Origin of the sequence: Streptomyces sp. NPDC053048, from assembly GCF_044547045.1 — a bacterium.
Taxonomy (GTDB): Bacteria; Actinomycetota; Actinomycetes; order Streptomycetales; family Streptomycetaceae; genus Streptomyces.
The window spans coordinates 791,760-805,852 of sequence record NZ_JBITZS010000001.1; the positions used below are offsets into that span (position 1 = coordinate 791,760).

The 14,093-nt window shown below is 74.5% G+C and carries 14 protein-coding genes and 1 riboswitch; of the genes, 7 read left to right on the plus strand and 7 right to left on the minus strand.

The window, feature by feature from the left end:
• The 5 genes from ACIG36_RS03880 to thiO form a co-directional block, all read right to left on the minus strand.
• A complete protein-coding gene (locus ACIG36_RS03880) occupies positions 1-900 on the minus strand; it encodes a deoxyribonuclease IV (protein WP_399921356.1) in 900 nt (299 codons plus the stop codon).
• A gap of 8 nt (positions 901-908) precedes the next feature.
• A complete protein-coding gene (gene pknB, locus ACIG36_RS03885; RefSeq protein WP_399921359.1) occupies positions 909-2,894 on the minus strand; it encodes a Stk1 family PASTA domain-containing Ser/Thr kinase in 1,986 nt (661 codons plus the stop codon).
• Positions 2,895-3,007: 113 nt separating this feature from the next.
• The gene (locus tag ACIG36_RS03890; protein WP_399921361.1) at positions 3,008-3,802 is read right to left on the minus strand and encodes a thiazole synthase; all 795 of its coding nucleotides are present in this window, start codon (positions 3,800-3,802) and stop codon (positions 3,008-3,010) included.
• 8 nt (positions 3,803-3,810) lie between these two features.
• Positions 3,811-4,035, minus strand: coding sequence for a sulfur carrier protein ThiS (gene thiS / locus ACIG36_RS03895; protein WP_399921364.1), 225 nt, complete (start codon positions 4,033-4,035; stop codon positions 3,811-3,813).
• Complete coding sequence (gene thiO, locus ACIG36_RS03900) at positions 4,032-5,228, minus strand: glycine oxidase ThiO (RefSeq protein WP_399921367.1); 1,197 nt, start codon at positions 5,226-5,228, stop codon at positions 4,032-4,034. Before thiO ends, thiS begins: the two co-directional genes overlap by 4 nt.
• A riboswitch (TPP riboswitch) is annotated at positions 5,226-5,338 on the minus strand. (Overlaps the previous gene by 3 nt.)
• A 152-nt stretch (positions 5,339-5,490) precedes the next feature.
• On the opposite strand from thiO, the gene ACIG36_RS03905 reads away from it, so the two are divergent.
• The 5 genes from ACIG36_RS03905 (at position 5,491) to ACIG36_RS03925 (ending at position 10,002) form a co-directional block, all read left to right on the plus strand.
• Positions 5,491-6,717 (plus strand): NAD(P)/FAD-dependent oxidoreductase, encoded by a 1,227-nt coding sequence (locus ACIG36_RS03905; RefSeq protein WP_399921370.1) that lies wholly within the window; start codon positions 5,491-5,493, stop codon positions 6,715-6,717.
• A gap of 90 nt (positions 6,718-6,807) precedes the next feature.
• Positions 6,808-7,173 carry an Rv2175c family DNA-binding protein gene (locus tag ACIG36_RS03910; RefSeq protein ID WP_399921373.1) on the plus strand — a complete coding sequence of 122 codons (366 nt, stop codon included), beginning with the start codon at positions 6,808-6,810 and terminating at the stop codon, positions 7,171-7,173.
• Positions 7,174-7,286: 113 nt separating this feature from the next.
• On the plus strand, positions 7,287-7,940 hold the full coding sequence (gene thiE, locus ACIG36_RS03915; protein ID WP_399921375.1) for a thiamine phosphate synthase: 654 nt from the start codon (positions 7,287-7,289) through the stop codon (positions 7,938-7,940).
• 144 nt (positions 7,941-8,084) lie between these two features.
• Positions 8,085-9,002: a methylenetetrahydrofolate reductase [NAD(P)H] gene (gene metF, locus ACIG36_RS03920; RefSeq protein ID WP_399921378.1), complete on the plus strand. Its 918-nt coding sequence runs from the start codon at positions 8,085-8,087 to the stop codon at positions 9,000-9,002.
• Positions 9,003-9,045: 43 nt separating this feature from the next.
• Complete coding sequence (locus ACIG36_RS03925) at positions 9,046-10,002, plus strand: hypothetical protein (RefSeq protein ID WP_399921381.1); 957 nt, start codon at positions 9,046-9,048, stop codon at positions 10,000-10,002.
• A 28-nt stretch (positions 10,003-10,030) separates the two neighbouring features.
• Here the strand turns inward: ACIG36_RS03925 and ACIG36_RS03930 are convergent, their stop codons facing one another.
• Both ACIG36_RS03930 and ACIG36_RS03935 read right to left on the minus strand, forming a co-directional pair.
• Positions 10,031-11,533, minus strand: a complete 1,503-nt coding sequence (locus ACIG36_RS03930) for a phytoene desaturase family protein (protein ID WP_399921384.1) — start codon at positions 11,531-11,533, stop codon at positions 10,031-10,033.
• 362 nt (positions 11,534-11,895) lie between these two features.
• Positions 11,896-12,513, minus strand: a complete 618-nt coding sequence (locus tag ACIG36_RS03935) for a TetR/AcrR family transcriptional regulator (RefSeq protein WP_399921387.1) — start codon at positions 12,511-12,513, stop codon at positions 11,896-11,898.
• Positions 12,514-12,692: 179 nt separating this feature from the next.
• On the opposite strand from ACIG36_RS03935, the gene ACIG36_RS03940 reads away from it, so the two are divergent.
• On the plus strand, positions 12,693-13,448 hold the full coding sequence (locus tag ACIG36_RS03940) for a methyltransferase domain-containing protein (protein ID WP_399921390.1): 756 nt from the start codon (positions 12,693-12,695) through the stop codon (positions 13,446-13,448).
• Between the two features lie 236 nt (positions 13,449-13,684).
• Entirely contained in the window at positions 13,685-14,077 is a 393-nt protein-coding gene (locus tag ACIG36_RS03945) for a DUF3040 domain-containing protein (RefSeq protein WP_399921393.1), read from the plus strand.
• The last annotated feature ends 16 nt before the right edge of the window (positions 14,078-14,093 follow it).

Consider the following 14,093-nt stretch of genomic DNA (forward strand, 5'->3'; position numbering starts at 1 on the left):
TCAGCCGTCGCGAAGGGCCTTCAGCCGCGCCACGTCCGCGGCGTGTCCCTCCTTGCCGCCGGGCGTCTCGATCGTCAGCGGCACGCCCGCCGTCGCCGGATGGATGAACAGCTCCGCGAACGGCTCGGCGCCGATGTGGCCGGAACCGATGTTCTCGTGCCGGTCCTTGTGCGCGCCGACGACGTCCTTGGAATCATTGGCGTGAATCAGCCCCAGCCGGCCCTCGCCGACCACGTCCACCAGCTCGTCGAGCGCCTGCTTCATCCCGCCCGGCCCGGCGAGGTCGTGCCCGGCGGCGAAGGCGTGACAGGTGTCCAGGCAGACCCCGAGTTTCGGGTGGTGGTCCAGCACCTCGTAGTACGGGCCCAGATCGCCCACCCATGAGCACAGCGACGCGCCCTGACCTGCCGTCGGCTCCAGCAGCAGCCGCGGGTCGCAGGGGTGGGTGAGCTCGTCGAGCAGGGGCAGCAGCCGCTCGCGGACCTGGGCCAGGGCCTCGCCGCGGTGCCGTCCGCCGGTGGCGGAGCCGGTGTGGACGACGACGCCGCGCGCCCCGATCTCCCGCCCCCGACGCAGTGAGTGCCGCAGCGACTCCACGGACCGCTCGGCCGTCGCCCCGGTGTGCGAGCCGAAGTTGATCAGGTAGGGGGCGTGGACGAAGACCGGGAGCCCCTCGTCCGCGCAGGCGGCGCGGAACTCCTCGTCCTGCCGGGGGTTGCCGGGCGGCATCGCCCAGCCGCGCGGATTGGCGACGAAGACCTGCACGGCCTCGGCGCCCATCTCCCGGGCGTAGGGCAGGCCGACCCTGGCGAGGCCGCCCGCCACCGGGATGTGGCCGCCGACCGGGTTGCGGGCGCGGCCGAGCAGCGGGCCGGACGTGATCGTGGTGCTCGTGCTCATGGAGGTGTTCAGAATCCGCTCTTCATCCGGACGACGATGGTGTCGCCCTTGGCCGCCCGCTCGCCGGCCCGGACGGACTGGCTCTCCACGGAGTCCTTGGGGAAGAGGAACGGCCGTTCCACCTTCACGCCGAACCCCGCGCCCGTCAGGATCCTCCGCGCCTCGGCCTCACTCTTTCCGGTGACGTCGGGGACCGCGATCATTTCCTTGCCCTTGGAGACGACGAGGGTCACCGTGTCGCCCTCGGCGGCCTGCGTCCCCTTGCCCGGGGACTGCTGGGCCACGGCACCCTGGGGCCGGTCGGAGAAGACCTGCTCGTTTGCGACCTCGACCTGGAACCCGGCGTCCCGCAGCGCGGAGGTGGCGGCCGCGACGGGCTGCCCGGTCACGTCCGGCACGTTCAGCTGCTTGCCCTGGCTGACGACGAGCGCCACCGCCGAGTCCGGCCGGCGCTGCACGCCCGGCTTGGGGTCGGTGGCCAGCACCGAGCCCTTGGGGGTCTCGTCGCTGAACTGCTTGCCGACCTCGCCGACCGTCAGCCCCTGTGCCTCGATCTTCCGCTTGGCCTGGTCGAGCGGCATGCCGACGACGTTGGGCACCTCCGCCTTCTGCGGGCCGCGGGAGACGGTGAGCGTGACCTTGCCGGTGTTGCGGATGCGGTCGCCGGGCTTGGGGTCGGTCGACATCACATGGCCGCGCTCGACGGTCTCGCTGAACTCCTCCCGGGACTTCACCCCCAGCCCGGCCTTCTCCAGCGTGGTGGTCGCCTTGCCCTGGGGCATGTCCAGCACGGCCGGCACGGTCGTGAACTGCCCGGAGTTGATGTACCAGACGCCGGTGCCGGCGAGCACGGCCAGCAGGGCGGCGGCAGCGACGAGGATCCAGCGGTGCGGCAGCCGCCGCGCGAGCCCCCGCGGGGGCGGCGGGGCCTGGGAGGGCAGGGCCGAGGGCGCGGGCGGCGTCTCCAGGCGCGTTGTGTGGTGGACGTCGGCCGCCTGGGCCGGCAGCACGCGCGGCAGCACGCTCGTGGCGTCGTCCGCCGCCGCGGGCACGCGCGGGATCACGCTCGTGGCGTCCTCCGGGCCGGCCTGCTCCGGCGCCGGGGCCGCCGCCGGCGGCGCCGCGTCCAGCTGCTCGTCGGTCAGCGCGGCGCGGGCCTCGCGGACCATCGCCAGCAGCTCCACCGCGTCGGACGGGCGCAGCCGCGGGTCACGGGCGGTGGCGGCGGCCACCAGCGCGTCCAGCTGCGGGGCGAGGCCCGGCACCGCCGCCGAGGGCGGCGGGACGTCCTCGTGCAGGTGCTGGTAGAGGATCTGCGCCGCCGTCCCGCCGGTGTGCGGCTTGGCGCCGGTGAGCATCTCGTAGAGCACGACGCCGCACGCGTAGACGTCCGCGCGGGTGTCGACCGCGCCCTGATCGCTCTGCTCGATCTGCTCGGGGGCGAGGTAGGCGACCGTGCCCAGCACCGAACCCGTGCTGCTGGTGGTGTGGGTGTCCACGGCCCGCACCAGCCCGAAGTCGGCGACCTTGACCCTGCCGTCGTCGCCGATCAGCACGTTCTCCGGCTTCATGTCGCGGTGCACCAGACCCGCGACGTGCGCGGCACCCAGCGCGGCCAGCACCGGCTCGGCGACGTCGAGCGCGGCCCGCGGCCGCAGGGCCCCGCGCTCGCGCAGCACGTCGCGCAGGGTGCAGCCCGCCACGTACTCCATCGCGAGGTAGACGTAGTGGCCGTCGGTCCCCTGGTCGAAGACGCTCACCACATTGGCGTGGTCCAGCCGGGCCACGGACTTGGCCTCACGGATGAAGCGCTCCACGAAGGCCCGGTCGGCGGCGAGCGAAGGGTGCATCACCTTGAGCGCGAGCACCCGGTCGAGGCGGGTGTCCAGGGCACGGTAGACCGTGGCCATGCCGCCCACGGCCACCCGCGCCTCGACGCGGTAGCGGCCGTCGAGCAGGTGATCGACGAGGGGGTCCGGCAGGGTCGTATCCACGGCACACGAGTCTACGAGCCGTGGCGGGCGGCCCGGACGGCGTGCGCCTCGCTCACTCTTTCTATAGCCGAACGGTGACAGGACAGTGCCCGCTGAAGAAGGCCGGAGCCTGTTCAGAAGGCCGGGCGCTCCGGGTCGAGGTGCGCCATGCCCTCCGCGGGGGAGGAAGCCTCGGCGAAGTGGCGGCGCGGGATCCGCCCGGCCCGGTGGGCCAGCCGTCCGGCCTCCACCGCGTGCCGCATGGCCTCCGCCATCAGCACCGGCTCCTGCGCCCGCGTCACCGCCGAGGCGAGCATCACCGCCGCGCACCCCAGCTCCATGGCCAGTGCCGCGTCCGAGGCGGTGCCCGCGCCCGCGTCCAGGATCACCGGGACGCCCGCGCGCTCGGTGATCAGCTGGAAGTTGTGCGGGTTGCGGATGCCGAGCCCTGAGCCGATGGGCGCGCCCAGCGGCATGATCGCCGCACAGCCGACGTCCTCGAGCTTGCGGGCCAGCACCGGGTCGTCGTTGGTGTACGGCAGCACCGTGAAGCCGTCGTCGACCAGGATCTCGGCGGCGTCCAGCAGCTCGATCGGGTCCGGCAGCAGGGTGCGCTCGTCGGCGATCACCTCGAGCTTGACCCAGTCGGTGCCCAGCGCCTCGCGGGCCAGCCGGGCGGTGAGCACCGCCTCGCCCGCGGTGAAGCAGCCCGCCGTGTTCGGCAGCACCCGGATGCCGTGCCTCTCCAGGACGGACAGCACCGAGCCCCGCACGGTGGCGTCCAGGCGGCGCATGGCGACCGTGGTCAGCTCGGTGCCGGAGGCGATCAGGGCCCGCTCGAGCACCTCGAGGCTGGGCGCCCCGCCCGTGCCCATGATCAGCCGGGAGGTGAAGGGGGTGTCGGCGATGGTGAGCAGATCGTCTGCCATCGGAACGATCAGCCCCCCTGGACCGCGGTGAGGACCTCGACCCGGTCGCCGTGGCCGAGCGGGACGAACGGCCACTGGCCGCGCGGCACGACGGCCTCGTTCACGGCCGCCGCGACGCCGCCGCGCGCTGTGGTGAGCGTCGCCACGAGCCCGTCGAGGGTCGTCCCGGCGGGGACGTCGCGATGCTCGCCGTTGACGCTGATGGTGTGGATGATGACATCGCTGCCGGTCATGCGGGCTGCTCCTGGGATGGGGAAACCTCCCACGCCGCTGGGGCCGTGGGGGAGGGGGTGAAGCGTCGGGGAGAGAACGGACGGGCCTCTTCCGGCAGCTGCCCGGTGGTCAGCACCTCGGCCATCACGTCCCCGGTGACGGGGGTGAGCAGCACGCCGTTGCGGTGGTGGCCGGTGGCCGTCAGCAGCCCCGGCAGGGCGGTGGGGCCCAGCAGCGGGGCGTTGTCGGGCGAGCCGGGCCGCAGCCCGGCGCGGGTCTCCACCAGCGGCAGTTCGGTGATGCCGGGGACGAGCTCGTGGGCGTCGCGCAGCAGCTCGTAGACGCCGCCCGCGGTGACGGTGGTGTCCCAGCCGAGCTCTTCGCTGGTGGCGCCGACGACCAGCTCGCCGTTCTCGCGCGGCACCAGGTACACCGGCCCGCCGCGCACCACGGCCCGTACGGTCCGGGAGAGGAAGGGCCGGTAGGCCTCCGGCACGCGCAGCCGCAGGATCTGGCCCTTGACCGGGCGGACCGGCGGCAGGACGTCCTCGGGCAGGCCCGCGAGGCCGCCGCTGAGGCTGCCCGCCGCCAGCACCGTCTGCCCGGCGGCGACGCGGGTGCCGTCGTCCAGTTCGGCGCCCGTGGCGCGGTCGCCGCAGAGCAGGGCGCGCACCACCGACCGGCGGTGGAAGACCACCCCGGCCCGCTCACAGGCCGTCAGCAGGGCGCGGCACAGGCGCCGGGGATCGGTCTGGTGGTCGCCGAGCGCGTGGAGCCCGCCGCGTACGCCCGGCGCCAGCATCGGCTCCAGCCGGCGGCACTCGCGCCCGGACAGCCAGCGCGCCTGAAGGCCGCAGCGCAGCTGCAGCTCGTGCAGCTCGCGCAGGTGCGCCCGGTCGTCGGCGTCGAAGGCGACGGCCAGGGTGCCGCAGGCGCGGTAGCCGGTCTCCTGGCCGCTGGCCTCCTCCAGCTCGGCCGTGAACGCCGGATAGCGGCGCGCGGAGGCGAGGTTGAGGGCGAGCAGCGTCTGCTCGCCGTAGTGCAGTTCGGTGACGGCGGCCAGCATCCCGGCCGCCACCTGCGCCGCGCCGCCGCCGGGCGCGGGGTCGGCGACGGCCGTGCGCAGGCCGCGCTGGGCGGCGCGCCAGGCCGTGACCAGGCCGATGACGCCGCCGCCGATGACCAGGACGTCATGGGTGTGCCGCGCGTGCATGGGCTTCCAGCCCCTCCCTTCGCCGGCATGACCCGGATCAGGTTCGTACGGTCGGAGGCCGTCCAGCCTCCCTCTCAGCCCGGTGCGTCCGGGCTCCCGCGAGTGCTTGCAGCGGCCACCCTAGTACGCGCCGCGCGGGGCCCGGAAGGGCGGGCCACGCGCCGTCGGCGGGCTTCCGGCCCTCAAACATCGTGACGCTGTGTCAGAGGTCTCGTCACCCGTTGCTCCGGACCGGGTGCGCCGCCGTCCTACAGTTGATCGTGTGAGCGAGCAGACGAACACCTCCAGTGACCGGCGCGTCGTCATCGTCGGCGCGGGCATGGCCGGGGTGCAGACCGCCGTCGCCCTGCGCGAGCAGGGCTGGGACGGCGCGATCTCCCTGCTGGGCGCCGAGCCCCATCCGCCCTACGACCGTCCCCCGCTGTCCAAGTCCGTCCTCCTCGGCAAGGCCGAGGGATCCGCCTTCGAGGTGGACTTCGGCTCGCTGGGCATCGACCTCGAGCTCGGCCGGGAGGCCACCGGCCTGCGGGCGGACGAGCACGTGCTGGAGACCACGCGGGGGCCCGTGCCCTACGACGTGCTGGTCGTCGCCACCGGCGCCGACCCGATCGCGCTGCCCGGCAGCGAGCACGTGCGCGGCGTCCACGTCCTGCGCACCCTGGACGACGTGGAGGGGCTGCGGCCGGTCCTCGCCGGCCGGCACGACGTCGTCGCGGTCGGGGCCGGCTGGATCGGCGCCGAGTTCGCGACCGCCGCGCGCGAGGCCGGCTGCCGGGTGACCGTGGTCGAGGCCGCGGACCGGCCGCTGGCCGGCGCCATGCCGGCCGAGGTCGCCGCCCACATGGTCGACTGGTACGCCCACAGCGGCGCCCGGCTGGTGACCGGCGCCCGGGTGGCGTCCGTGGAGGAGGGCGCGGTCGTGCTCGACGACGGCACCCGCCTGGCCGCGGACGCGGTGGTCGTCGGCATCGGCGCCCGGCCCGCCACGGGCTGGCTGGCCGGCTCCGGCATCGAGCTCGCGGCGGATCGTTCCGTCGTCACCGACGACCGGCTGCGCACCTCCCTGCCGGACGTCTACGCCGTCGGCGACTGCGCCTCCTTCCCGTCCGCCCGCTACGGCGAGCGGCTGCTGGTCCACCACTGGGACAACGCCCTGCAGGGCCCGCGGACCGTCGCCGCGAACATCGTCCACGGGCCCGCCGAGGGGCCGGTCTACGACCCGGTGCCCTACTTCTGGTCCGAGCAGTTCGGGCGCTTCGTGCAGTACGCCGGGCACCACTCGGGCGCCGACGAGCTGGTCTGGCGCGGTGACCCCACCGGGGCCGCGTGGACGGTGTGCTGGCTGCGCTCGGGTGTCCTGGTGGCCCTGCTGGCCGTCGGCCGGCCGCGGGATCTGGCGCAGGGCCGCAAGCTCATCGAGAAGGGCGCCGCGCTGGACCGCTCGAAGGCCGCCGACGCCTCCGTCCCGCTGAAGGCCGCCGCCCTCTGAGGGCCGGTGGGGTGACCTCGGGGGCGGTTCCCGGACCGGCTCGGGTCAACCCGGCTACCGACTGTCAGTCCCGGATGGCAGGCTTGTCCCGTGACCGAGATTGACGCAAAGACCGATGCTCTCGTCCCCGCCTGGCTCAACCTGCCCGACATCGCCGAAAAGCTCGATGTCGAGGTGACGCGCGTCCGGCAGCTGGTCAAGGAGGGCCAGCTGATCGCCGTGCGCCGTGGCGAGAACCGAGTGCTCATGGTGCCCGCCGACTTCATCGGCGAGGGAAAGGTCGTCAAGGGCCTCGCCGGGACCTTGACGCTGCTGAGGGACGACGGCTTCAGCGACGAGGAGATGCTGGAGTGGCTCTTCACCCCGGACCCGACCCTGCCCGGTACCCCCGCGCAGGCGCTGCGCGAGAATCGCGGCACGGAGGTGAAGCGCCGGGCCCAGGCGCTGGCCGTCTGATGAGGCCGCCGGGGCGCTGATGCCCCGGGAAGCAACGCAGAACACCGTCCGGTGCACGGGCCGGGGCAGCTTCGCCCCGGCCCGTGCACCGCCGACCCGGGGGAGAACACCCGATGTCCGTCACCGCGCGCGAGCGGCTCGCCGACGCCCGGCTGTACCTGTGCACCGACGCCCGCAAGCGCCAGGGCGACCTGCCGGAGTTCCTGGACGCGGTGCTCTCGTCCGGAGTGGACATCGTCCAGCTGCGCGACAAGGGCATGGAGGCGGGGGAGGAGCTGGAGCACCTGGCCGTCTTCGCCGAGGCCGCCCGCCGGCACGGCCGGCTGCTGGCGGTCAACGACCGCGCCGACGTCGCGCACGCCGCCGGCTCCGACGTGCTGCACCTGGGCCAGGGCGACCTGCCGGTGCCCGCCGCCCGCGCGATCCTCGGCGAGGACGTGCTGATCGGCCGCTCCACGCACGCGGAGGCGGAGGTCGACGCCGCCGTCGCCGAGCCCGGCGTGGACTACTTCTGCACCGGCCCCTGCTGGCCGACCCCCACCAAGCCGGGCCGGCACGCCCCGGGGCTGTCCCTGGTGCGCTACGCCGCGTCGCTGGAGCCCGTCCGGCCCTGGTTCGCCATCGGCGGGATCGACGAGGGCAATCTGGACGAGGTGCTCGCCGCGGGCGCCCGGCGGATCGTCGTGGTGCGCGCCATCACCGAGGCCGACGACCCCGGCAAGGCCACCGCGCGCCTGGCCGAGCGGATCCGCTCCGTCGCGCTCTAGGGCCCCGTTCCGCCGCGCTCCGGCGCCCGTCCGGAGCCGCCGCCTGTCCAAGGAGTGGGACGGTGGGTGGACAGTTGCCCGGCGAACAGGACATTTCGCCGTTCCGGTTGGGGGGTCCGCGAAGCCGCTGGTTAACTTGCCGGTATGGCCCTTGGCACTGCCTCCACCAGGACAGACCACGCCCGCACCGTGCGTGAACTGCTCGCCTCCGGCGAGCGTTCGTACTCCTTCGAGTTCGCCGCCCCGAGGACGGAGAAGGGCGAGCGGACGCTGTGGAACGCCATCCGGCGCATCGAAGCCGTCGGACCCACCTTCGTCTCCGTCACCTACGGCGCCGGCGGCTCCTCCCGCGAGGGCACCGTCCGGGCGACCGAACGCATCGCGACGGACACCACCCTGACCCCGGTCGCCCACTTGACGGCGGTCAACCACTCCGTGGCCGAGCTGCGCAACGTCATCGGCCAGTACGCGGACGTCGGCATCCGCAACATGCTCGCCCTGCGCGGCGATCCGCCCGGCGACCCGATGGGCGAGTGGGTGCGCCACCCCGACGGGGTGCGCTACGCGGCGGACCTGGTGCGGCTCATCAAGGAGTCGGGCGACTTCTGCGTGGGCGTCGCGGCCTTCCCCGAGATGCACCCGCGCTCCACCGACTGGGAGACCGACATCGGGCACTTCGTCGACAAGTGCCGGGCGGGCGCGGACTTCGCGATCACCCAGATGTTCTTCTATCCCGAGGACTATCTCCGGCTGCGCGACCGGGTCGCGGCCGCGGGTTGTGACACTCCGATCATTCCGGAAATCATGCCGGTCACCAACGTGCGACAAATTGAACGATTCGCACAGCTCAGTAACGCGGCGTTCCCCCCGGACCTGGCGGAGAGGATCCTCGCGGTGAAGGATGACACGGCCGCTGTACGCTCGATCGGGATCGAGTACGCGACGGATCTGTGTGCCCGGTTGATGGCCGAGGAGATTCCCGGGTTGCACTTCATTACCCTGAACCACTCCACGGCCACGTTGGAGATCTACGAGAACCTGGGGCTGCACCAGCGGTCCTGAAACGGCCGGCCGGCGGACGGGCGGCCGAACGAGAGGGGCGTTAATGGGCTGGACGGTCCTCTACATCGCGTTCGGCGTCGTCGCGCTCTGGCTGCTCGGCGAGGTGCTGCTGCAGTACAAGGCCCGGCTGCGCTGGCGGCTCCTGGCGTTCGCCGGCTTCCTCGGCGTGGTCGCCGGAGTCGTCGTGCCGTCCGTGGCCGTCATCGTCGTGGGCGCCGTGGCCTTCGCCGTCGGCCAGACGTTCGTCACGCTGTCCTTCCGGCGCGGCTTCTCGCGCGGCTGGGCCGTCCGCCGCAAGGACGAGGAGACCGGCGGCACCGGCGGCCCGAGGAACACGGCGAAGGGCAAGGACGCCAAGGACGCCCCCGCCGGCAAGCCGCGCTCCGGCCGCCGCCGTGCCGCCGGCCGCCCGGCGTCCTCCGCCGCCGCGGCGCCGAAGCCCGCCCCCGCTCCCGCTCCCGACGTGACGCTCCCCGCCTCCGGCCCGGACGCCCTCGCCCCCCTGCAGGGCATCGACACGGCCGCGACCGAGCTCATGCCCACCGTGCCCCAGCAGCCCACCGCCGAGCAGCCCCACACCGGCTACGACCCGGCCGGCGGCTCCGACGACAACGTCTTCGGGCAGTACGACGGCTACGGCGGCCAGCAGCACCAGGCCGCCCCCGCCCAGGGCGGCTACGGGGGCCAGTACGACTACGGCCAGGGCCAGTACGCCTCCTACTCCGACCCGTACATCGGCAACCGCCCGCAGTCCTACGAGCAGTACGACCAGTACGGGCAGCCGCAGGCCTACCCCCAGCAGCAGTACGGCACCGACACCGGCGCCCAGCCCGGTACGGGCGGGGTCTACACGCCGCAGTACGACATCGACACCCCGCCCGGTGGTGTGTGGGTGCCGCAGCAGCGCGACAACGACACCCCGCCCTCCGGCCAGCAGCCGCCCTACCCGCCGCAGCAGCGGCCGGACCAGGGCTACGGCGAGCAGACCTACCGCTACTGACGCCGCCCGCCCGCGGGCGCGGCGCGGTTCACTGCGAGCCGCGCCAGTCCGCGCCGTTCACGATCAGACCGGCGACCATCGCGCCCGACATGCCGGCGTGCGCCAGCCCGCCACCGGGGTGCGCGAAGCCGCCCGCCCGGTAGAGGCCGGGCAGGCCCGTCATGTTGCCGGGACGCAGGAACGCACCCTGGGCACCGGCCAGCGCGGGCGCGGGCACGCCGCCGCCCTCGGCGCCGGTGGCCGCCTCCGTGTCCGCCGGCGTCCGCCTCTCCTGCCACAACAGCCGCTCCCGCAGGCCGGGCACGGCCGCCTCGGCGGCCCGGACCATCCGGTCCGCGAAGTCCTCGGCCACGTCCCCCGCGGTCCAGTCGACCCGGCCGTGCGGGGCGACCGTCGCGGTGAGCGTCACCGCCTCGTGCCCCTCGGGGCAGGTCGCGGGATCGTCCGGCCGCAGCACCGTCACCGTCGGCCGGTAGCCCGCCACGTCACCGCGCCCGCCGAAGACCGCGCCCAACTCGGCCTCGCGGTCGCCCCCGTGGACCACGGTGCGGTGCACGACACCCTCGGGCCGCGCGCCCGACAGCGCCAGGAACACGGTGAACCGGCCCGGCGGCACCGGCCCGGCCGGCTCCTGACCGGCGGCGTCCGGCGCGATGGCCGCGAGCCGCCCCGGGGAGACCCCGGCCACCACCATGTCCGCCTCCACCGTGCCGCCGTCCGCGAGCCGCAGGCCCGCCGTACGCCCGTCCTGCTCCACGATCCCGACGGCCTCGGAGCCGAAGAAGAACTCCACCCGCCGCTCCAGGCACCGCTGGTACAGGGCGTCCGCGAGCCCCCGCAGACCGCCGCGCACATACCAGCTGCCGAAGGTCTGCTCCATGTACGGCAGGACCGCCGCGCTCGCCGGCACGCCGCGCGGATCGAGCCCGTACGCCAGCGCGTGGCTCTCCAGCAGCCCGGCCAGGCGGGCGTCCTTCAACTCCCGCTCGGCGACGGACGCCAGGGTGGCGGGCGCGTTCCGCCGGAACAGCCCGCGCCTGCGCACCGCCGGGTACGGGTCGTCGACCGGGGCACCGGCGCGCTCCGCGCGCAGCGGCTCCTCCAGCAGCGGCCGCCGCGTGGCGTCCCACACCTCGCGCGCCCGGTTGACCAGATCGCTCCAGCGCTCGCCCGCGCCCGGCCCCACCGCGCCGTCCAGCGCCGCGACGACGCCGGCCCGCGAGGCGTTGGGCAGGGCGAAGTCCGTACCGTCGGGGAAGACATGGCGGCTCGCCGGGTCGACCTGGACCATCTCCAGGCACCGCTCCAGCGGCTCCTTGCCCGTCTTGACGAACAGGTCCCGGTAGACCGCGGGCAGATGCAGCAGCCCCGGCCCCGTGTCGAAGACGAATCCGTCCCGCTCCAGCCGCCCGACGCCGCCGCCATGAGTCCCCGAGCGCTCGTACACCGCCACCCGGTGGCCCGCGACGGCCAGCCGGGCGGCGGCCGCCATCGCGCCCATCCCGGCGCCGATCACCGCAATCCGTGCCATGCGCCCGACCCTATCCGGCGCCGCCCGCACGCCCCGCGGCACGGCCCGGCCCCGGCCGTACCCGGTATCCGGCGCGCAGGTCTGAGTACCCGTACTCAGGCGCCGAGATGAGTACCCGCGCGGATGGGGGGCCGCCCGCCCGGAGGGGAGAGTGGGGAGCGCGAAGGGGACGCCGGTGCCGCACCGCCGACACGGGGCGGCGGAACGGCGCGGCGGCCCTGACGCGGCCGGGGGGCACGGGGGCTCCGACGGAGCCCGGGGGGACAACGGGGGTACAACGGGGGGACGGGGGAACGCTGTCCCGGTGCGGGCCGAGGGGGGACCGGCCCGCACCGGGGCAGCGGAGAGCCACCGGCCGGGCGTCACACCCGGCGGCCGCCGCCCACCCGCCCCTGCAGCAGCCGCGACAGCGCCGCGTGCACCTCCTCGACCGACCGCTCCGGCTGGAACGACTGCCAGTCCAGCGCCGCCACCAGCACCATCCCGAACAGCGCGGACGCCGTCAGCGGGATGTCGATCTCCTCGCTCAGCTCGCCCTCCGCGACCGCCTCCCGCAGCACCGACTCGATCACCGCGATCGCCTGCTGCCGCACCTGCGTCAGCGTCGACTGCCAGGCCCGGTTGGTGCGCCACAGCTCCGCCACGTACAGCTGCATCAGCGCCGGATAGCGCGTGATGAAGTCGAGCCCCGCCCGGATCATCGCGTCGAGCGCGTCGACGCGGCCGCCGCCCCGCTCGGCCGTCTCCTCGGCGGCGGCCCGCAGGGCGTTCGCCAGCAGCTCGATGCCGTGCCGCAGCAGTTCCTCGAAGAGCACGGTCTTGCTGGCGAAGTTGTAGTAGACCGTGCCCTTCGCCACCCCCGCGCGCTCGGCGATCTCGTCCACCGTGGTGGAGGAGAAGCCCTGTTCGGCGATGAGGGTCACCGCGGCATCGAAGAGCTTCCGCCGGGTGTTCTGACGGCGTGTACCGCTGCTGTCCATGGCAGTGATTCTCCCCGTACCCACCGTGCCCGCGCCCACGGACTCCGCTTGTGGGCCGGACGGTCCGCGCACGCGGCCGGGGTGCGTGGCGGCGGCACGGTGACCATTAGGCTGGGGCCGCCGACGACCGTCGGCCCCAGCCGTCCGCCAGCCGTTCCGCCGCCGAGGAGTCACCCGCCGTGTCAGACCCCCTGCGCCCCCGGGCGTCCCTCCGTACCGCCGTGGTCTGGGAGGTCCTCCGCGACGCCCTGGACCGGCGGGTCAAGGCCGCCGGCCGGGACGCCCTGGAGGTCCTGGACACCGGCGGCGGCTCCGGCAAGTTCGCCGTGCCGCTCGCCCGGCTCGGCCACCGCGTCACCGTCGTCGACCCCAGCCCCAACGCCCTGTTCGCGCTGGAGCGGCGGGCCGCCGAGGCCGGTGTCGCCGACCTGGTGCGCGGCGTCCAGGGCGACGCCCACGGCCTGTTCGACGTCGCCGAGCGCGGCGGCTACGACCTGGTGCTGTGCCACGGCGTGCTCGAGTACGTCGACGACCCCGCCGAGAGCGTCCGCAACGCCGCCGCCGCGCTGCGCCCCGCCGGAACCCTCAGCCTGCTCGCCGCCGGCCTCGGCGGCGCCGTGCTCGCCCGCGCCCTCGCCGGGCACTTCACCGAGGCCCGCCAGGCGCTCACCGACCCCGCCGGGCAGTGGGGCGCGGGCGACCCGCTCACCCGCCGCTTCACCGCCGACCAGCTCTCCGGCCTGGTGAGCGACGCCGGCCTGGAGGTCTCGGCCGTGCACGGCGTGCGCGTCTTCGCCGACCTGGTGCCCGGCGTCCTCGTCGACGCCGAGCCCGACGCCCTCGACGCGCTGCTGCGCCTGGAGGCGGCCGCGGCCGAGCTCCCGGCCTTCCACTCGGTCGCCACCCAGCTGCACGTCCTGGCCGAGCGCGGCTGATCACGCCGCCGCGCACGGGCCACCCGATCAGCCCGTACGCCCCGTATGATCGGGGGACACCGTCCGGCATGGCGGATCGGCGAGCAGGGAATGTACGTCCCGACGGCATCGATCGCCACACCGGGGCCGGTGGCCGAATTGGCGCAGAGGGGCGGGTTTCACGGGGGCGATTCCCTGCCTATCCTGAAAGGGTCGCACCCCGGTCGCCCCCCGCGACCGACGAGTAGGAGGACTCCGTGCCGCTCTCGGAGCACGAGCAGCGCATGCTCGAGCAGATGGAGCGAGCGCTGTACGCCGAAGATCCCAAGTTCGCGACAGCGCTCGAGGGCAGCGGCCTGCGCACGTACACCCGGCGACGGGTCTACCAGGCGGTCGCGGGTTTTCTGGTGGGCATCGCGCTCCTCATGGCCGGAATGGTCGCCCAGCGGATCTGGATCAGCGTGGCGGGCTTCCTCGTCATGCTCAGCTGCGCCGTGCTCGCGGTGACGGGGTGGCGCAAGGCGCCCAGGCCCGGAGCGCAGCGCAACGCCGGCCCGGGAATGCCCCGGCGGCAGCCCGCCCGGCGGCGCGGGATGATGGACCGGATCGAGCAGCGCTGGCAGCGCCGCCGCGACGAACAGGGCCACTGAGCCCGGCAGTCGACCG

Coding starts and splice junctions, on each gene's coding strand:
- ACIG36_RS03880 (WP_399921356.1), bottom strand. CDS start 900: ATGAGCACGAGCACCACGATCACGTCCGGCCCGCTGCTCGGCCGCGCC.
- ACIG36_RS03890 (WP_399921361.1), bottom strand. CDS start 3,802: ATGGCAGACGATCTGCTCACCATCGCCGACACCCCCTTCACCTCCCGG.
- thiS (WP_399921364.1), bottom strand. CDS start 4,035: ATGACCGGCAGCGATGTCATCATCCACACCATCAGCGTCAACGGCGAG.
- thiO (WP_399921367.1), bottom strand. CDS start 5,228: ATGCACGCGCGGCACACCCATGACGTCCTGGTCATCGGCGGCGGCGTC.
- thiE (WP_399921375.1), top strand. CDS start 7,287: ATGTCCGTCACCGCGCGCGAGCGGCTCGCCGACGCCCGGCTGTACCTG.
- metF (WP_399921378.1), top strand. CDS start 8,085: ATGGCCCTTGGCACTGCCTCCACCAGGACAGACCACGCCCGCACCGTG.
- ACIG36_RS03925 (WP_399921381.1), top strand. CDS start 9,046: ATGGGCTGGACGGTCCTCTACATCGCGTTCGGCGTCGTCGCGCTCTGG.
- ACIG36_RS03930 (WP_399921384.1), bottom strand. CDS start 11,533: ATGGCACGGATTGCGGTGATCGGCGCCGGGATGGGCGCGATGGCGGCC.
- ACIG36_RS03935 (WP_399921387.1), bottom strand. CDS start 12,513: ATGGACAGCAGCGGTACACGCCGTCAGAACACCCGGCGGAAGCTCTTC.